Genomic DNA, 20,508 nt, shown 5'->3' with positions numbered 1-20,508 from the left:
TGTATTTATTTAGTGAACGGGCGGCCATGTTTTTTGATGCAGCTAAGATAATGGTTTGTTGTTCAAGTTTTATACTTGAAGGTAAGAGACACACCCTTATCCTAGCTACAAGTGCGCTACAGTATACATAGACCTTATGGTGAGGGGAAGATCTTGCGACACTTGCCCCTTGGGATGCGATGGTTAGTAGCTTGCATAAGGCACAACAGGTTTCCCAGGGAATGCCAGCTCGCTATACACCGGATTAAAGTAATAACGGAAGTACAGCTGAGCGTAATTCGGTTCGTAAAAATCGGCTCTATCTAGGTTGAAGTAACCACCAAAGAACCAATGAGGAGTGAATCGATACTCAAAACTTGCCCCTAAGTTATACGATAAGCCGCTGCTGGTATCGCCCTCAAAGTATGGCACAACACCTGTTACGGCTGTTTGAGCTTCTGCTTGGCCTTGCAAAATAGGGTCGTTCGGGAAAAATGCGATGTCGTCAGTGGTAGTGGTAGACCAAGATACCCCAGCACGAAGCCTATAAATAAAATTATGACCAACCCGTTTATCAAAAATAACAGGTAAAGAAGCACCCAAGTAGTTTTGCGGACTGTAATAGCCACCATGTCCCCAGGTTTCTTCACTTAAATTATACTTATATGACCAGTGTAATAAGTTAAGACCTAGGCTTAATTCGGCGTTTCTTTCGCGAATATAGCGATAGTAACTACCACCCATTAGACTGTAGCTTTGGTTGTCTTTTACATTTTTACCTTGCAAGATTTGATAGTTGGTGCTGCCCCAAAAACCCCAGTCTAGGCCTAGGTCATGGGATAGGCTAAGTTGTAATTGCGTTGCTCTAACGCCACCCCATACTTGGTTGGTAAAGACATCTTCAAGTCCGGCGTAAGATAATACAGAGCTAGTTACTGGGCGTTTATTAAACGTGACGCCATAACCAAAGTCGCCTAAATCACCTTTGTAATTAACGCCCCACACGATATCTTCGACTAGAAAGCCAAGTGGAGTAGTACCAACATCAATGCGCCATTGCTCGTTTTGCCAAGCAAGGCCAATATCCATACCTTGTTGCTTTGGTTTTATACTTAAAAGTGGGCAATCAAAAATACAGAGGGCCCCTTGACCATAGCGACTACCAGCAAAGGTTTCATCAAAGCGGGTTTCTTGGCTTGATATTGTCATCGGGTCTAATTTCACAATCCCTGTGCCACCCCACAAAGGGAAACCTGCTTCAATAGGGCTTGCACCAGCGCCGAGGGTTGACTCATTTTGCGTACTGGTTTGGCTACTTAAGTTGATTGCGGCGGTAATATACGCTTGCTCATCTCGCTCGATGCCTTGCAATTGGCGCTTAGCATTATTGACATACCACGCTTCATTTTCATCAAGGGCATAAAGCTCATAGTTCTGCTCATCACTTAAGTCGCTCGTAGCAGCGTATGGGTCAACTGCCGCACGGTACCAGCTTTGAGCAAGCTTATTCTGGTGCTTAGCTTGTGCAACCGCAGCAGCTTGATAATAGAGCTCTTGGTTATTGTTGGATTTAGCCAGCAATTGCTCAGCTAGATTTATTGCGCTCTGAGTATCTTCAAATGGTTCAAGTGCAGCCATTAATTGCTGCTGACGATAGCTTTGCTCGCTCGAAACTTGATTAATTTGCCCAGCAATGATGCGATCAGCTAAATCATGTTTTTGCTGCTGACGCGAAAGTGTTGCAATAGCCAAAGCGGTATCCGTTGACACTGTTTGACCTTTAGCGATGTGCTGCTCAAAGCGAGTAATAGCTTCGTTACTATTGCCTTGCTCGATATGAGCATTGATTAATGCTTCTGACAGTTCTGAGTTATCAGGGTATTGTGATGCAAGGGCTGACAGCTTGGTAACTCTTTGGTTACTATCGCTAAAGCGATTAATATAGTTTATTTGCAGTGCTAGCCATTGTGACTGCTCAGCATCGGTTGCGTTACTCGGCAGTTGATAGTTAGCAAACCAGATATCAGAGGCATTTTTATCGTCGCTTTCAATAAGCCAAGCTGCATAGGTCATATGCCAATAAGGACTCAAGCTTGGATCACGAATTAGGGCTTTTTTCAGCTGCCTAATCGCATATTGTTGCTCATTAATTTGTTGCCATTGGCTGGCAAGCTCTGCTTGCATTAAAGGCGTTAATGGTTGTGCTTCTAACTCGGTGAGCTTATAAATCACCGTGGCCTTATTAGTGGCTGTATTATTGGCAGAGAGTCTTTCAAGCTTGGTATTAATGCTCAATTGCTCTGTGAGTACATTGATTTGTTCAGTACGCGCGTTATTTGGAATGTAATCTAAGGTTGCCAATGCTCCTTGAAAATCATTCAACGAACGTAAAAATAAAGCATGGCTATAGCGTAGCTCTGCATCTAACGGAAATTGCCACAAGGTTTTTTTATAAAGAGCTTTGGCATGATCAACCAAACCTTGTTGTTGGTATAAATTTGCAAGGTCATAATAGAGCCAACTTTGACGAGGGCTTTGTTTGATTGCCAAAAGTAACACATCAACTGCTTCATCTAGCTTACCTTTGGCAGTAAGGTCATCAGCGCGGGCTCGCAATTGTTGTGTTTGTAATAGCGTGTAATCTTCAGTAATCAATGCCTGTTGTTGTTGATTTAAACTGTTATAAAAACGATGACTACGAGCATAATTATCATCTGAGGCAGTTAATTCGAGCATGGCGCTCAAGGTAGCCTGTTGCAAGGGATCGTCTTTTAGGACTTGCTTATAGAAATTCATCGCGTTTTGGTATTGCCCAGCTTGCTTGGCAAGTTCTGCGCGGTAAAACAACACGGTATTCGGGTCTTCATTTAAGGTATCAGCTAAATCAAGTTTGAGACCTGCACGTTTCAATTCATTGCTATTGATGGCCGATTTAGCTTCATCTATGTATTGCCAAAAACGTGCGGTATTGGCCAAACCTATAAATACAGTAATACGATTTGTATCGATACTATATTGTTGGGCTTTTTTAAAGTACTGGTACGCTTTGGCATTTCTACCTTGTCTAAGATTTAATAACCCAAGACTATTGTATATTTCAGGGTCTTGAGGTCGGCCTTGTAGAGCTTTTTTAAATAGTTTTTCAGCTGTATTAAAATGGCGTTTTTCAAGCTCAGTGCTGCCTTTAAGCCATGTTTGGTAAGCTGGATCGGCTTGTTTCTTTTGCTCAGCTAAATGTGCTTTTTTAAAGTCACTAAATTGCAACTGACCTTTACTGCTTTTTGGGTAAGCAGCAAAGTAACGCTGATATTCGCGTTCAGTTTGTTTATTAAGCGGCATATCTTCAAGTGCCGCAAGCCAAGCAAATTCAGCTTCAACACCGTATTGGTTACTGTGTGCATAATGGCTCAGTAATGCAATGGCTTCTTTATTACTCGGGTTTTGCTTTAATAAGTGACGTGCATAAGCAAGCTCAAAACGGCCGCTATTCGGGTAGCGCTTTATCAAAGAGCGATAGCCACGCAATGCTTGTTGGTATTGGTTTGTGTCTTGAGCAAGCCAGTTTATGTGTTCAAGTTCATATTCAATATTAGGGTAGGCTGACTTAAACAGGCGATTATAAATTTTCACCGCATCGCTGTATTGCCCAGCTCTGGCACGTAGCCGAGCTTGCTGAACGGTTTCTTTGTCTTGATTATTTACGCGTGCGAGCATGATTAAGCTTGTTACGCACGGATGCGACAGATTACTAAGCTCTGCTAACCGAGCATTGGCTTTGTCACTTTCTTTTAGACTATATAAAACGCGCACCTCGGCGCATTGCACTTGAGTATTTTTAGGTGCAATGCTTTGCAGTTTTTCTAAGCTGTCGCTCATTAATTGATTATCGCGCTCAATTTCACCAAGTTGTATTTGGCTAATTAACCAATCAATTGATTGACTATTAAGGTCCTTGTTATTTGCTGCGGATGCACTGGAGCTCGCTAAAACTGCTGCAAGTAGCCACTTTATCGGCATTCATTGCTCCAGTTAGTTGTTAATGTTCCTTTTTTATCAATACTAAAACGCTTATTCAGGGCGCTATTAGCAAATAAATACAATACGCTGTCGTAATAGCGGCTGGTGGTAAAGCGTTTATCCATCATGATTTGCTGCTGTAGCGCAGTGACAGTTTGTGAAGCATTATCTTCTGCAAGCAGTGGTAGTAATGCCGCAATAAAGCCACTTGGGGCGTTGCCTGATGTTTTTCCCGTTAGCGCATTGGTTTCAAGTGGCACTTTGCCTGAAGAGACGATGCTATCAACAAAAGGTTTAAACTGTTCAGTGAGGTTTTTTTTATATGCAGCATTATTAGCCATCATGCTAGCCCAAAGGTAGACACGAATCGCATTATAACTGCCGGTTGCTGGAGCTTTTTTATCATGATAAAAGCCTTTTTCAACACTGTAATTAACCCAGTCAGGGCTAACACCTTTAGGTGCTGTATCTATTAATAACTGCGCAGAGTTATCGTGTAATGTTTGCCAAGGTGAATGCGGGTATAGGTGCGCAAATTGCGCAAATATAAATAGCGGTGCATAGCTTGGGTTTAACTTCCAGTGACTGTCTTTTTTAAAGCCTGTTGGCCCAGGTAATAGAGTCAGGCCAAGGTTTGGTATCTGCGCTGTTTCTTCGCGAATGATGCGCTCAGCAAGTACTGAGCTGAGCACTGCATAGCGTCTTTCATTCCATAATATTGCAGCTTGTGAAAGGCTATAAGCAATCCATAAATCTGAATCAGACGCTGGATTTGAATCAAGGATTTGTCCTTGGTTTTGCTTTATTCCCCATTGCCATGCTGGTAAACGGGTGCTTAAATCACCTTCAGAAAGGTGCACTTCGGTCCATTCAAGTAATTTATCAAAGCTGGCTTTATCATTTGCAAGTAAAGCAAAGAATAGCGCATAAGATTGCCCCTCTGAAGTGGTAATGCTGTATTCACTGCCTAAATCAATCACTCGTCCTTCGGGTGTAATGAAGTGAGTTTTAAAGTTATTCCACTGCGGCCATGTACTACAACTTAACTGAGCCAATGCATTGGTAGAATAAATAAAAACGAATAATAAAGAAGCGATAGTTTTCATTATGCTTTATCTCCTTCAGATAAACGTTTTTTGGTTAGTAGTGCGAGCACTCGCCACAACATAAATGAAATAAGTAATAGTGTTAGTAGCGATAAAATCGCTAACAGTACTGGACGGTCTGAAAAGTGAAACCAAATGAGCGTATGAATAGGCACGTGACCGACAAAATACTGCTCATCGGTTTTAATCGTTTTGATGCCTTGGCTATTAATAATTGCTGAACTACCTGTAATTTGAACCGTTTTTTCTTCATTTAATAGGGCATCAGTTAGTAGTGCATAAGCACTTTCATTACTGGCAATCAAAGAAACTACTGAGCGGTCTGAATCGAACGGTGACTGGAATCCTGACATCACGGCTAAACGACCAATGCTACTTATGTTTATTTTAATTTTTTCAGCGCCTTTGGTGTCATATGCACCATTGTAGATAGCTTGATCGACAATGCGTTGGTTGTTGTTGAACAGCACACTTAACGCGCTGTCTTTGGCAAGCGATGTTAAGAAAGAATCAGGCTTACCAATGATAATAATGTCTTTATCTTTTAGCGCAAATTGGTTGCTTGGAAATTGAATGTCTAAACGGTGCGCAGGATAGCCAGTAATAGCGCCTAAATGACCTGTGAAGTTAAGTAATAAGCTAATCGCATTAACTGAGCTGTTAGCTTCCATTACTAAAGTACTTTGGTGTAAATCGGCATATTTGGTGAATGGAAAACCACCATTTGCAAAAGCGCGTAAGTTTGGCATGGCAATGTAGTGATGGAAGTCACTTACATCAATCGTTGAGCTGCCATCAATTGCACCAAACTCACCACCGGCAGGAATGGCACTACACTCACCTGTTTTTACTACTGCAAAATTAAAATCATAAGTTAGTTGATTCTTAGTTGTTAAATCAAGGCCTGTTAATTCAAAGTCTTGGCGAGTTTTTGTTGGGTTGTAATCTGAAAGTAGAGGCAATAAGGTATTGGTTGTAATAGTCTTACCACCTTCATTATCAAGAATAAAGCCATCCACAAATTTATCGTTTATCAGCATATTTAAACGCGACAACATGTTTTTCTCAACTGGTGTGTTGCGGTAATTCAAAGTAATAGGAATACCGTTTTCACGCCAAGTGAATAAATCGGGTGCAAAGCGTAAATCTAAACGAACTGGCAGACCGCGATAACCCTCTGACTGAAGTTGGGTTGGGTATTCAATAAACTCATCAAAGCTCACTGCGCGATCAGAACGCACCCACAGTGGCGCATCATAAGCTTCTCTAAGTGGTAAGTTGCTAATTGCATCAATAGTCGCACTGCGACCTGTCATCACTTTATAGCCAAAGACTAAACCAACAACGGCTTCTTTTAATTGTGCTGTGTCTTTACCTAAAACCAGAAGTATTTTGGCGTAGCGCTGAGTCGGGCTGCTGATAATTTCTACAGTTGGTTTTTCAACATCTGGGTAATTCAATAAAAAATCAGGTTTGTTGTCGTTTGTTGCAAAGACGACACTATGCTCTGTTGGTGTTGCATTGATTTGTACAGGGAATTGCGCTTTGCGCCATTTTGCTTGTGCGCCAAAAAAGCTTGATAGCGCTGCAGCTGCTTCTAGCGTATTTTCATCCGGTTGTGATGCAAAAACAAATGGTAAGGTTAGTCTGCTGTAATCACGTGAATCAAAAAATGGCGCAGGGAAATACTCAAGTAAGCTTTCTAGAGCTAGTGACTGGCGGTCAATTGAAATACGGCTACTTTTACTTAGCTCTGCCCAAATTGTGTCACTGTAGCCATCTTGACAAACCATGTCGTAATAACCTACCAGCTCAAAACGTATTTGGTTGAAGTCTTTAATCAACTTAGGGTTAAGTACAACACTCTGCTCAGACACTTTGCCAATTGGAGAGTCTTTCTTATCAAAAGGTAACACTGTTACTAAGTTTTCATTTAAGAAAATCTTTAAATGTGACACTCGGGCAAGAAGTGATGGTGACGATGTGTATGAAAAGTCTAGGGTTAGCTTTTTACCTAGCTTATCTAAGCGATTCGTAAAATCAACACGCGTACTGTTGCTAATACCATCAAGTTTAAACTTGCTTAAACCAAGCTTTTCAAAGCTTAATGTCATGGTTTCAATTGGCGCTTGTTCAGGGTAACCATCATCAAAAATAGCTTTATTAGGGAGAGGCTCAGCACTTATCGCCCAGCTAGATGTGCTGAGTGTGACAACAGCTAATAACAAGGTCAAAATAGTTTTTATCATGATGTTTTTAGTACTTTTGTTGGTTTTTTAGGTAATAATGACGCCACAAAGTACAAGACCCTTGATACAAAGGAAATCACTGGTCTTAATTCATTTGGAGCATGGAAAATCAAGTTCTTAAAGCCTTTTAGGCTGGTATAAAAAACGTGAGAAAAACTGTATGAAGGCTTATCGTGTTTAAAGTTCTCTTGCCAATCAAGCCAAGCATCGGCACGTGAGAAAGTGCATTGAATAAAGGCTTTTTGTTTTTCTAAATCTAAATCTCTTAGGGTAAGACCCAGCTGCTTATCGCGGGTGTTACAGATATAAGTTGGAAATGAAAACTGCTTTAAGCCACGACTCATTAACAGCTCTACCTTATCGTTTACACGGCAAAGATGGGTATGTTCAGTTTCCAGACCAACACCATTGTTTGAGTAATCAGTAATTTTAACTTTAATGGTACGGCCATTAGCCAGACGAATGGCTGCAGGGAAGTTTGCTTTTATACGATGTGAGCTGCGCACTTGTTTTGCTTCAGCGGCAACGGCCACAGCTGCACCTAGAATTATCACGTTATAGCTTGCCCATAACATGCTAATGACCAGTACACCTATTTGTGAGCTGTCACCAAAGAACAATCTGAACACGCCATAGGCCATACCCAACACGTTAACAAGTAACAAGATGATATAGGGCTTTGAAATCGTCCAGTCGTAGTGATCTTGTTTGTTTAAACCACCTTTTTCAGTCACGTTAAATTTGCCCTTATTCGGGTTGATAAGCGCAACTGTGGTGGGTTTTAAGATATACCAAGCAAGTACTGACTCATAAACTTCGCCCCAAAATGAATAGCGGTACTTACCTTGAATTCGGGAATTGGTTATTTTTACTTGTAATAAGGTCGGTACAATATAAAGAAAGATGGCAACAAACGGTGCATAGATAATTTGCGCATTAAAATAAATTAATGCCAGTGGCGCTGTTAAGAACACAATACGCGGGATACCCGATAAAAAGTGCAGCATGGCGTTTAAGTAGCATAACCGCTGGGCAATATTTAAGCCTTTACCAAACAGCGGGTTATCTAATCGGAATATTTGTGCCATGCCGCGTGCCCAGCGAATACGCTGACCAACGTGGGCAGATAAACTATCTGTAGCTAGGCCGGCGGCTTGTGGAATATTAATATATGTTGTTTTGTAGCCAGCGCGCTGCATTCTCAAAGCAGTGTGGGCATCTTCAGTGACGGTTTCTACGGCAAAACCACCAATTTCTTCAAGGGCACTGCGCCTTAAAACAGCACACGAACCACAAAAGAAGGTCGCATCCCACATATCGTTGCCATCTTGAATTAAGCCATAGAACAACATATTTTCATTTGGGATTTTACGATGGTTTTTGAGGTTGCGCTCAAATGGATCGGCAGAAAAAAAGTGGTGAGGTGTTTGTACTAAACACACTTTACTGTCATTGATGAATTGTCCCATTGTCATTTGTAAGAATGAGCGAGCAGGGATATGGTCACAGTCAAAAATAGCAATGTAGTCGCCATTAGTTACTTTCATCGCATGGTTCATGTTACCGGCTTTGGCATGGTTGTTATCAGGGCGAGTTAAATAACCAACACCAATTTGCTTTGCGAATTCGGCAAATTCAGGGCGCTTACCATCATCTAAAATATAAATGTTAAGCTTATCTGCAGGCCAATCAATACTTTGCGCGGCGATTGTTGTTGGCTTCACAACATCAAGCGGCTCATTATAAGTAGGAATATAAATATCAACTGTTGGCCAGTTTGCTGTGTCTTTTCCTAACGCGATTGGTTTACGGTTTAATGGATTGATGGTTTGGAAAAAGCCTAATATTAGTACTAACCAAGCGTAACTTTCAGCAAGCAGCAAACCAATCCCTAGGGTAAGGGCTAAAGGGTCACCCCAGTTAAGAGTGTCAGTGTAGCGCCACCATAGATAACGTGTAGAGGTTGTCACAGAAAGGGTGATCATCACAATAGTGGCCATTTTCCCTTCAACCCGCCTTAGAGAATAAGCAACAACCAAAATTAAACTAATGAACACTGCTTGCGCTTCAATACTAAATGGCACGGTTACAAATATAGCCACCGCAAAAATAATGAGAGTGAAAAAAGCGAGCTTTAAGGTGCTGTTTTTCCAAAGTGGAGAGCGACTCACTGCTTTATATGATTTAGTTTTTGTTTGCTTTCTAGCAACTAACCAAAGCCCTTTAAAAGAGCGTACTAGTTTACTGTCTGCCAGTCTCAATAAGCGAGCTGATCGCGTGATTTTACGCCAAGATTTACGCTGCTCAACGGCGATATGTTGCTGTGAGGTTGTGGTGGTATTGAATAGCGCAAGGTACACACTTTGCAATGCAATCCGAATGCAATTGCTTGGTGTAAGTACTGGTTGAGAAACATGAGGATACAAGCGTTTAAGTTTAAGCTTTAGTTCACGTTTTTTATTGTTATCTAATTTAATAAATAATGACAAAAAAAGTACAAAGAAAGGAAGTAAAAACGCACCCAACAAGCTCATTTTATGCTGATTGTAATAACTATAAAATTTAATAAATACAAAGCGCACAAGTTGTTTCGTTAAAAACAAACTTAAAAGGCCCTTGAGCAGGCGATGCGAAACCCCGTTTGAACTTGTATTATTACTCATTCTGACTCGCACGGCTTACAAGCCAACCAGCTAGCGTTTCAAAATCGTCATTGGCAACGCTATATGGCGCACAATTAATTGCCACATTACGAAACGCAGTGGCTTCTTTGATAACTTCATCTCTATTGATATATAAAGGAGCAATTAATGGCAATTCAGTTTGCCAAAGCTGCAATAAATCTGATTCAAGCTCAGAGGCTGAATTATATTTATTGGTTAAAAAATAATGCTGCCATGATGATTCAGCCTGCTTTAGAGTGTTTAAACGTTTGAAAGCAAAGCTGTGACAAATTGCATCACAATTAATAATCTCAAGGAATATATCGTCTTCATTTAGCGAATAGCGGTGCACATCAACATGGGCTGGGCAGTCAAATAAAAACCAGCTGTCATCGCTGTCATTAAGCTGCTGACAACTCTCTATAATACATGAAAAGTCTAACCCTAAGTTCGAACGGCTGCCATAGGGTAAAAACTTTACGCCATCGTTATCTTGGTGAAACTGCTCACATGCAGAGGCAAAGTTTGGGTAATCACTCCAGCCTAGCTGATGCTCCCACGCAAGACCAAGATGTAGGCCTAAGTCGCCTTTTGGATCTAAATCGATGGCATACACAGGCACATTTGATTTTCTCAAAGCACAAGCAAGGTTGGCCACAATAGATGTTGTACCAGTGCCACCTTTAATTCCTTTTATAAAAATTCGCTTCATTTATGATTCTTTATTGCGTTTTTGTTAACTTTTTTCGTGCTCTGTGTTTGTGTTGTTGCTAATGCGATATCGTTAAGCAAAGGGTACTTTTCAATCGTTTTGCGATTTTTTTCAACATCAACAATTTCAACATAATCCGTTTCCTTGCCGCCAAATTGTCGTAACAACTTTTCAATATCGTATTGAGTTAAGGTGTGTGAATTTTTTACTGCAAAGTCATTCATCTAAAAAACCGTTATGAGAAAAATTAGCTTAAAAATGTTCACGATCCATGGACATAATCTGCATTATATATAGAATAGCGTTTAAAACTAGTACTAAAGTATCTTTTTTAAGGGTTTGTTGGTGCCTCATTTAAATATTACAGGACTAAACGGAGCTTTCTCTGAGCTAAAGCGAGGCGCAAACTATGCTTTACTTGCCCCGCTAGATAATCAGCTATTAGAGTTAACAAGGCATCTTTTAACCAATCATAAAGACTCGGTTTTTTTGCTTTCTGAACAAGTCGAATTATTTTTCGAAGGAGAGGGAAGCGAGTTATTATTTACCTTGTTCGAACAAAAGGTGCTGCACCCATTCCATTTACATCATAATGAGAATGTATCAAAAAGTTTGCATTTTTCCCGTGGTGTTATTAACGAAATAAAACAGTATGAGCAACTGAAAAACAGTACGGTTATCGTGCATGTCGATTCAGAACATTTAGTCTCTTTGAACGAACAGCAGCTTGGTGAAAAACTCAAGCTCTATGTTGCTTTGTCACAATCAAAAAATGTCACTTTAGTGTTTTTAATGTCAGGTGCTTATGTCAGTGAATTGAGACGTCAGTTATTAGCCTTAAACCGTTTCTTCGATGGCCTTATTTATATAACTCAAGAGGCATCAATTCGCACTCTTGAGTATGATTATTGGTGTCATAAAGAAGGAGTTATCGCTGGGCGTTCGGTTAATTTACAGCTTCATGATGGTCAACTTGCATTAGTTGAGGTAGAGCAAGAGGCTGATGATAAGTCGCAAGCAACGAAGCAAGACTTTGATGAAGACGAGGTATGGCTAACTCGCAGTGCTGTACCTGAGGGTACAAAGCTACCCGTGTTCTATAAAATAATTGATGATAATGATGCTCTTTTTTCTAAAGGGCTTACCAAAAAATCAGCGACGTTAGTTTTTGCAGTTACCCGATACACTGATTTAAAAGCGTTAGCCAAAGATTGTTTCTCTCTTCGAAAGAAATGTGGACGCAGACTGAAATTAGTAATTCAAAATGTTGATGGCATAATTCGTCATCAGGACGAGTGCTTATTTTTAACTTTAGGGGTTAACCTTATTTTATATAGTTATTCTGAGCCTTCGCGTTTGCTATCACAAATTCAGTCAATTCAAGGATTTCAATTTTCAAGACCACTCCCTAAATCAATTGATGATGTTCTGAAATACAGTGAAAATACCTTAGCAAAAGGCTATCTACCAATCACCAAGTTTGCACAGCAGGTTACCAAGCATAGCGATTCTGCGGCAAATCTTGGCGTAAGTGGGGTGCTTGTTATGCTAGAGCTTTTACCTCGCATTGATGCTATACACCCATTGCATTTATTTCATGTGAAACGTGAAGGAGATATTTTTAGTTTTGCAGATGGCACGATTTATCTATATCTGCATGCTTGTCGAGAGCATGATGTAGAAAGTGCGATTAAGCATTTATTTAAATTACAGGTGAGTGACTTTTTTATGTCTAAAAATGTCATTGCCGATCATTTTTATATTCAGCAAGAATGTCGCCGTATACAACGTAATTTTGCAAATGTTGAAATAACTGATTTTACTCAACAATTACAAGAAAATGTGAGTTATATTTTTGATGCAAAAGGTTCAGATATAGCGACTTTAAATACAGAGACACCGGAATTCAAAAAAGTGATTCGACCAATATCCGAGCCAGTAAAAGTGACCTTAAAAGGTGATCTATCATGAGCTTAAATCAGTTTTTTATCACTTTTATTGTTGCAATGCTTATCGGTATTTTATTGAGTAATATAGGTAAGGCATTGTTTAATAAAGTAGTCGTGCTATACCGAAAATTAACATTTAGGCATGTATTATTAACCCCTTATACGCCAAAACGACACAAGAAGGATAACAAGTGAGGCTTTCAGGATTAGGTGTTTGGAATTTATACTTTTTAGTTAAGTTTGTTCTGTATAGCCGAGGTGACATTTCTTTTGATTTAATTGCAAACTTAGCATTTTTTGCTTTTCTAGCTATCTCTTTTCAACATATATGGTTGTCTCGTTTTAAACACGCTGTGAGTGTGGTGGTAGGTGCGGCCTTGTTATATTACGATTCGTGGTTACCTCCAATTTCTCGGCTCACTAAACAAGCCGGTAATGTACAAGATTTCAGTATTGGCTATTTTTTTGAAATTACAGCGCGTGTCATCAGTCTTGATATGGTGTTGGCACTTTTCACTTTGGTGGTTTTTTATTGGTTAACTGTAAAATGGTTGCGCTATACCAGTATATCAATCATCGGCTTTGTTTATGCGTATTGGTTAGGGGGAGTCGCTACCGGTAATGAGGTTATGCCTCAAGTGGCAACTAATAGCCAAACTATGCAAAAACAAGTACCTATTTTAGTCTCTGATTCTGCAAAACAAAAGACACCCGAGCAACAGCTTCAAGACTTTTACCAGCAACAGAACTTACTACAAAGTCAATTTCCAGATGTATTTAATGGTCAACCATTTGATGTTGTTGTGCTTAATATATGCTCTTTAGCGACGGCCGATATAAAAGCGATAGGTGTTGAGCCACGTAACTTATTTGCTGATTTTGATATCTTGTTTAGCCAATTTAATTCAGCAACTTCGTACAGTGGTCCTGCGGCAATTCGTTTGTTACGAGCAAGTTGTGGGCAAACAAGTCAAGAGCAACTATTTAAACCTGTTGACGAGCAATGTCAGTTATTCACTAATCTTGCAGAACTTGGTTATAAGACTAGCGTTGCTCTTAACCACGATGGTCACTTTGATGACTTTATTGGTTTGATCAGACAATACGGTGGTGTCTCTGTGCCGAAACTGGATTTTAGTCAATTTAGTGCTGCGCAATATGGGTTTGATGGCAAACCCATTTATTCTGATGCGGATATACTCACTAACTGGTTGAATAAACAAGGTACAAGTCAGCAGCCTAGGGCTCTTTACTACAACACCATTAGCTTACACGATGGCAATCAACTTGCTGGTCGTGAACGTATGAATAGCTTTGAAAGCTATCCGCTTAGACAACAGCGCTTATTTAATGATATCGATAAGTTTATAACTGAGTTAGAAGCACAAGGTCGAAATGTAATACTATTGGTTGTGCCAGAGCATGGCGCTGCATTACAGGGAGATAAACTACAATTCTCTGGTTTGCGCGAAATTCCGAGCCCTTCAATTGTTTCAGTGCCAACTGCGGTTAAATTCATCGGCCCTGATATAAAGCATGAGGGGCTGAATGTCGTCGATGAAACAATGAGTTATTTTTCACTGTCAGAGTTAATCAACAATACGATGAAGCTTGACTTGTTCACAGGGACGGTACCAATTAACCGAGTGCTTGATAATTTACCAACTTCAGCCAAGGTCGCAGAGAATGAAGATACGGTCATGATGTACATAAAAGGGCAGCCCTACATTCAATTAGATGGAGGGGAATGGACCAGGTACCCGACTAATTAAGTTATTTGTCCAAAATTGTTTACAATAGACTACCCAGTTGCAGGGAGTTAGCGTATCATTCTCATACTATAGGTTCCCGTTTTTTGAGGATGTAATGCGTTTAGATATCCACTGTGCTGACCGAATTGGTATCGCACAAGAGATTCTCAATATCTTGGTGAGTTACCAAGTTGATTTAAAAGGCATCGAAGTAGATTCGGTTAATTGTCGAATGTATGTCAGCTTTCCGCCTATTGAATTTGAACAATTCCAAAAAATTATGCCATCTATCCGCTTGATAGATGGTGTGAAAGACGTTCGTACGACTGCATTCTTACCTTCTGAGCGAGAGCATAATGAGTTAAATACATTACTGCGTGCATTACCTGATGGTGTTATATCTATTGACGCTAAAGGCTGGGTGCGTTTATGTAATGATGCCGCGTGTCGCGACTTGCAATTATCTGAGAGCGAAGTTATTGGCGCTAATATAAATAACTTGCTTAAAGGCTTTAACTTTACTCGCTGGTTAGAAGGTAAAGAAGTACTTGGCCAAACAACGCGTGTCGAAGTAGCTGGCGAAGACTTTATTGCTGATATTCTGCCAATTTCAGTACCACAAGGTGCAGAAGGGGATGTGTTAGCCGGTGCAGTTATCAATATCAAATCACAAAGTAGACTAGGTCAGCAAGTAAGTGCGTTTCGCCGTTATGGCCAAGAAAGCTTTGCAACTATACATAATTTTAGTACTGCAATGCGTCGTGTTGTTCGTGAAGCACGCAAAATGGCACAGCTTGAAGCGCCGATCCTCATTACTGGTGAAACAGGCACAGGTAAAGAGTTACTCGCCCGTGCTTGCCACTACGCATCAAACCGTTCAGTAAAACCATTTATCGCTTTATCATGTGCTTCTTTGCCAGATGATGTCGCTGAGTCAGAATTATTTGGTTATGCAGGCTATGAAGAGAATGCAGCACCTAAACGTGGTGTGCTAGAGCAAGCTGATGGTGGTACAGTGTTTTTAGATGAAGTCGGTGAAATGTCGACTCAGCTGCAAACTAAGTTACTACGTTTTTTACAAGACGGTACCTTCCGTAAGGTCGGTGATGAAAACGAAGTTAAAGTTAATGTGAGGATTATTGCAGCAACACAAAAAGACTTACCTGCAATGGTCCAAGAAGGAACATTTCGAGAAGATCTTTACTATCGAATTAACGTGTTAACCCTTGAAATTGCGCCATTACGTGATAGAAAAGCAGATATTGGCCCTTTGGCTGAGCACTTTATTCAAAAGTATGCCCAGCAAAATGGTCATTCTGTGCCTGTAATGTCTGAAGATTGTTTACGCTTTTTACAAGATTACCCATGGCCAGGTAATGTACGCCAATTAGAAAATGCGATTTATCGAGCAGTATCATTATTAGATGATAATGAATTGCGCATTGAGCATCTGCAGTTACCAACGTTTACCCATGATTTAGGTTATCTAGAGTCTGACTTTGAAGGAACCTTAGACCAAGCGGTAAAACGCTTTGAAGCGACTTTACTTCGCAAGCTTTACCCTGCTTATCCAAGCTCTCGTCAGCTTGCAAAGCGGTTAGGTTTAAGTCATACAGCAGTAGCAAATAAGCTTCGAGATTATGGGATTAATCGTAAGACTGTAAAGGTTTAATGATACTAACTTAATTTATTAAATAAAAAAGGCTTGGGTGAAAACTCAAGCCTTTTTCTTTGTTGTTCAATATCATACCAATCCGCAATAATACTTGACCATTTTGAGGTATTATAGCTGTCGCTACCTGCGTTAAAAATTTCTGATTTAGAACTACTAAATAACAAATTTTTTTGAAATCAACGAGGTTTTATTGCCTAAAAATAGACCAATTAATTAAGCGAATGGTATTACTGTTTGGTACCCATATCTTTGGTGACACCATCAATGGCGATATTCTTAATACCATCATTGTCGAATTTAATAACAATACTGATGTTATTGCGAGAAAAAAAGTAATCTCGGTTATCCAGGCTAATAACATAATCGCCTTTTACAGTATCGCTAAATTTGCGCTTTTCGAGTTTTAGGGTGTGATCGGCAATTTGCCAAGTGAATCCCTCAATAAAGCCATTATTAAACTCCTGCACCCATACTTGTTCCTCGTCTTTGCTAAGTGTAATTGCCACTGAATATGACTCTGGCAGAGACATGTCATAGCTTTTATCACCAATCGAGAATTGTTCAGCATCTTGTTGCCACGCAAAGCCAAAATTAAAGGCCTTTTCTACACCCGTTGGGTACTTTAAAGTACCTTCACCAGGAAAGTTAAAGTCAGCAAATGCTGAAGTGGTGAATAAACTCGCACTAAATAAAGTTACCAAACTAAAAAATTTCATTAGGTTATTCTTTTTTTATACTAATATATGCACAGATTAGAGCAGAATATTCGCCTTAGCAATATGCTGTGATACACTTTGTGCATCATCAACTGGTTAGACCTTTGCCGTGAACCTCTATTTTCGACTAATACTACTGTTTTTTAAAATTAAACGTAATCGTGATTATCAACAACTGTTAGACACAATTGATATTGAATTCAAAGCGTTACCAACGGATTGCGATATTAATTTCCATCTGACTAATTCTCGTTATTTAGCGATGATGGATCTTGCCCGTACCTGGATGACTGAGCGAGTAGGTTTATTAAAGCACATTATGAAACGCCGTTGGTTTCCAATCGTTAACGCAACTGCAATTACCTATATTCGCGATATTAAACCAATGCAAAGGTACACGGTTAGTACACGTTTGGTTGGCTGGGATCATAAATACTTTTATATTGAGCAAAAGTTTCATTCTGATCGTGGCCTGCACGCGATTGCTTATGTGCGCGGTGTTTTTAAACGCAAAAAAGGCGTTGTAAGTGTCGAAGAGATGCTTGAGGTTGCTGGTTTTAATGGCGTAGCACCTATTCTGCCTGCAGAAGTAATGCACTGGAAAGAAATGTTAGAACAAAAGAAACTCACAAATAAGTGATGCCAAAGGTCAGTAAAAAAATGCCAGCTAAGCTGGCATTTTATGGCTTTAAACACAGTTTACTCTGCTGCGCAAACTGCTTCACTAACAAACGTTAAGTCGTTTACGTGGGCTGGGCCATCCATTACGAATGTCGCTTCAGCGGTGTTTTGATCTAAGGTGTAGATTTTTGCATTTTCGCCGCTTTCTCTACCAGAGATATAAATTGTCCCGTTATCTGCAATTGCAAGGCCTGATGCCCAGTTTATACCGTGCTCACCGATTAGTGTTAACTCTAGGCTACCTTCATCTAGAGTATATAGCGCCTTTCCTGTTAACACGTAAAGTACGTTGTAGTCACTTGAGTATGCGATGTCGCCGTCTGCAAATGTGTCACCTTCATACGAAAGCTTACCTAATACTGTTTTCTCACCTGTAGTTAGATCAAAGTCATACAAATACGTTTTGCTTGTCGCACGTAAAAACAGGCCATCTGCAGTTACCGTTGAGCGGTAAATAGGGAATGATGTCGCATCTACAACTTCAGCTTGTGTGTTAGTGGCTAAATTTAGGCTATAGATTTTTGATGCTTTGCTATTCTTATCAAGTTGCTCCATGAAATACAGCATACCGTCTTTGTTGGCAATATTTGATGCTGTATTGTTAAGGCCTGCAACAACAGTTACAGCGCTTGATTCTGGGTTAAAGTGGTATACATAGCCTTCAGTCTCAGAGCCAAAGTTATTAATACCATATAAACCTGTTGCAACAGCACATGGTTCAGCAACTTCAGTGACTACTACGTTATCGATGAATGCACCTACTGAATCAGATGTACCAGTACCTGCAAAGCTTAATACCGAGCTTGTGCTATCAGCTTCAACGATGAAGCTATATTTTGTCCAGCCTTTACTTGAGCTATTAACAACAGCTAAAGAGCTACCATTCCAAAAAACTTCAGCTTTATTTGTTGTTTCATTACCTTCCTTACGGGCAGAATAGTAAAAGGTTAACTCGTACTGTTTGCCTGGTTGTGTAGTAATATTTTGAGAAATACTGTAATTGGCTGTTGAGTCAAGCTCTAGATATTGGTTACCTTCTTGTGCAGTCACGATCCCTAGTTTATTTGTTTGAATTTCGAATTTAGCATGAGTACTTCTTGTCCAGCCAGGAATCTCGTTAAATAACTGCCATTGACCATTGTGATCGGTCACTGTATCTGTGTTTTCGAATGATCCGTTTTCTACTAAATTTGTGCCAGCCATTGCAATACCCGATACAATAGTTAGAGGTAAAACAGCCAGTTTAGTAACAAAGTTTTTCATGAATTTCTCCATTATTTTTTAATATTAAAATTTTAATGTTATTAATTTAAATATCAAATATTTATATTTTATATTTTTTATTTTAATTGTTTTTTGTGTTTAAGTGCTTGAATCTTAATATTGTTTTTTAGGGTAGGAAATTTCTTATTTTACTTTTATGTTTTTTTATAATTTTTTGTCTGATATTTTTTTATTGCTTTAAGATTTTTTATTGATATTTTGTTTTTATTTTTTGAGAGCGTTAGGTGAGTGTTTCGTGTTGAAGTTTTTATAGTTATAAATGCCAGTATTTAACTGGCATTTATAATATTAAAAGTTTACTGTGTTGAGCAAGTTGACCCACTAATAAATGTTAGATCATTTAGATTAGCTGGACCTCGCATTATATATGTTGCTTCAGCAGTGTTTTGATCTAGCGTATAAAGCTTCGCGCTTTGACCACTCTTTCTTCCAGTAACATAGATCGTACCATCATCGGCAACTGCAAGGCCTGATGCCCAGTTAACTCCATGCTCACCTACTAACGTAAGTTCTAAAGTATCTTGATCAACTGTGTATAGTGCTTGTTCAGTTAATGCATAAAGTACGTTATTGTCACTTGAGTATGCAATATCACCACCTATGAACTCTTCACCTTCGTAGCTTAGTTTTCCTAGAACTGTCTTTTCACCAGTTTCAAGGTTGAAGTCATACATGTAGGTTTTGCTTGTTGCACGTAAGTTAAGACCATCAGGAGAAACTGTAGAACGAATAATAGTATAAGAGTTAGTATCTGCGACTTCGCTTTGCGTATTTGATGCTAAATCTAGACTGTAAATTTTTGAGTCTCTAGTCTCACTATCTAGCTTTTCCATAAAGTATAGCTTACCGTCCATACCTGCTATGTTTGCAGCTGTATTAGTAACACCAGCAACTTTTGTTACAGCTGATGTTTCAGGGTCTAAGTGGTAAATATAGCCTTCTGAATCAGAACCATATTTATTAATTGCATACAAACCCGCTTGGACTGAGCAGTATTCTGTAGCTTCACTTACAGAAACATTATCGATGAAGCCACCCACACTACTTCTGCTACCAACGCCAGCTAATGTAATCTCTGAACTTGTGCCAGTTGCCTCTACAGTAAAGCTGTACTTAGTCCAACCTTTAAATTTAGCATTAACAACACCTAAGGATTCACCATTCCACAGCACTTCAACTGTACTCGCTGTATCATCACCAGACACACGTGCTGAGTAATAGAAGCTAATTTCATACATTTTACCAGCTGTTGTAGCTACGGCTTGAGACACGCTATATTGCTGCGTAGAGCCAAGTTCTAGATATTTTTGGCCTTCTTTCGCTTTGAGAATTCCTAGACTACTCGTTTGTATTTCAAAAGGTGCGTTTTCGCTGCGTGTCCAACCAGTGATTTCATTGAATAATTGCCATTGGCCATTATGATCAGTGACAACCTCGGCTTCGAATGATCCATTTTCAATCAAATTTGTGTTAGCCACGGCAAGTGCAGAGGTAATAGCAAGTGGTAATACAGCTAACTTATAAAATAAACTTTTCATATAACTATCCTTTGTATTAGATAAAATGTTTTATCAGTTATATTTTTATCTTTTATAAAGTTATTTTCAATTTAGGTACGCTGTTTTATTTTGTTTTATTTTTAATTTGCACATAATATATTGATGAGGTTGGTTATTTTTGTTTGTAGGAAATTTCTTATTTTTGTTTTTGTTTTATTTGTGTTTTA

The 20,508-nt window shown here is 39.4% G+C and carries 13 protein-coding genes; 4 read left to right on the top strand and 9 right to left on the bottom strand.

Translation table 11 applies throughout. The annotated features are described in order from the left end of the window. Positions 1-183: 183 nt before the first annotated feature. The 6 genes from EVU92_RS15395 to bcsR are packed head-to-tail and all read right to left on the bottom strand — an operon-like array spanning position 184 to position 10,950. On the bottom strand, positions 184-3,996 hold the full coding sequence (locus tag EVU92_RS15395) for a cellulose synthase subunit BcsC-related outer membrane protein (protein ID WP_130051947.1): 3,813 nt from the start codon (positions 3,994-3,996) through the stop codon (positions 184-186). Beyond that, entirely contained in the window at positions 3,987-5,102 is a 1,116-nt protein-coding gene (gene bcsZ, locus EVU92_RS15390; RefSeq protein WP_130051946.1) for a cellulose synthase complex periplasmic endoglucanase BcsZ, read from the bottom strand. The genes EVU92_RS15395 and bcsZ overlap by 10 nt, the downstream gene beginning before the upstream one ends. Then, positions 5,102-7,351, bottom strand: a complete 2,250-nt coding sequence (gene bcsB / locus EVU92_RS15385) for a cellulose biosynthesis cyclic di-GMP-binding regulatory protein BcsB (RefSeq protein ID WP_130051945.1) — start codon at positions 7,349-7,351, stop codon at positions 5,102-5,104. Before bcsB ends, bcsZ begins: the two co-directional genes overlap by 1 nt. Further along, positions 7,348-10,014: a UDP-forming cellulose synthase catalytic subunit gene (gene bcsA / locus EVU92_RS15380; RefSeq protein WP_130051944.1), complete on the bottom strand. Its 2,667-nt coding sequence runs from the start codon at positions 10,012-10,014 to the stop codon at positions 7,348-7,350. Before bcsA ends, bcsB begins: the two co-directional genes overlap by 4 nt. Beyond that, positions 10,007-10,726: a cellulose biosynthesis protein BcsQ gene (bcsQ, locus tag EVU92_RS15375; RefSeq protein ID WP_130051943.1), complete on the bottom strand. Its 720-nt coding sequence runs from the start codon at positions 10,724-10,726 to the stop codon at positions 10,007-10,009. The genes bcsA and bcsQ overlap by 8 nt, the downstream gene beginning before the upstream one ends. Beyond that, positions 10,723-10,950 (bottom strand): BcsR/BcsP family cellulose biosynthesis protein, encoded by a 228-nt coding sequence (bcsR, locus tag EVU92_RS15370; RefSeq protein WP_130051942.1) that lies wholly within the window; start codon positions 10,948-10,950, stop codon positions 10,723-10,725. Before bcsR ends, bcsQ begins: the two co-directional genes overlap by 4 nt. Before the next feature lie 121 nt (positions 10,951-11,071). Here bcsR and bcsE point away from each other — a divergent pair, with 121 nt between their 5' ends. From bcsE to tyrR, 3 genes are all read left to right on the top strand, one after another. Then, positions 11,072-12,697: a cellulose biosynthesis protein BcsE gene (gene bcsE, locus EVU92_RS15365; RefSeq protein ID WP_130051941.1), complete on the top strand. Its 1,626-nt coding sequence runs from the start codon at positions 11,072-11,074 to the stop codon at positions 12,695-12,697. Between the two features lie 169 nt (positions 12,698-12,866). Next, complete coding sequence (gene bcsG, locus EVU92_RS15360) at positions 12,867-14,447, top strand: cellulose biosynthesis protein BcsG (protein WP_130051940.1); 1,581 nt, start codon at positions 12,867-12,869, stop codon at positions 14,445-14,447. A gap of 94 nt (positions 14,448-14,541) precedes the next feature. Then, positions 14,542-16,098, top strand: a complete 1,557-nt coding sequence (gene tyrR / locus EVU92_RS15355) for a transcriptional regulator TyrR (RefSeq protein ID WP_130051939.1) — start codon at positions 14,542-14,544, stop codon at positions 16,096-16,098. A 230-nt stretch (positions 16,099-16,328) separates the two neighbouring features. Here the strand turns inward: tyrR and EVU92_RS15350 are convergent, their stop codons facing one another. After that, entirely contained in the window at positions 16,329-16,817 is a 489-nt protein-coding gene (locus EVU92_RS15350; protein ID WP_130051938.1) for a hypothetical protein, read from the bottom strand. 109 nt (positions 16,818-16,926) lie between these two features. Between EVU92_RS15350 and EVU92_RS15345 the strand changes: the two genes are divergently transcribed. Beyond that, on the top strand, positions 16,927-17,457 hold the full coding sequence (locus EVU92_RS15345; protein ID WP_130051937.1) for a thioesterase family protein: 531 nt from the start codon (positions 16,927-16,929) through the stop codon (positions 17,455-17,457). Positions 17,458-17,516: 59 nt separating this feature from the next. On the opposite strand, the gene EVU92_RS15340 is transcribed toward EVU92_RS15345, so the two are convergent. Further along, positions 17,517-18,761 carry a DUF642 domain-containing protein gene (locus EVU92_RS15340; RefSeq protein WP_130051936.1) on the bottom strand — a complete coding sequence of 415 codons (1,245 nt, stop codon included), beginning with the start codon at positions 18,759-18,761 and terminating at the stop codon, positions 17,517-17,519. Between the two features lie 317 nt (positions 18,762-19,078). Continuing rightward, positions 19,079-20,320 (bottom strand): DUF642 domain-containing protein, encoded by a 1,242-nt coding sequence (locus EVU92_RS15335; RefSeq protein WP_130051935.1) that lies wholly within the window; start codon positions 20,318-20,320, stop codon positions 19,079-19,081. Positions 20,321-20,508: the final 188 nt, after the last annotated feature.

The organism is Pseudoalteromonas sp. MEBiC 03485 (assembly GCF_004195145.1).
Lineage (GTDB): Bacteria > Pseudomonadota > Gammaproteobacteria > Enterobacterales > Alteromonadaceae > Pseudoalteromonas > Pseudoalteromonas apostichopi.
This window is presented reverse-complemented; position numbering and strand designations above follow the sequence as displayed.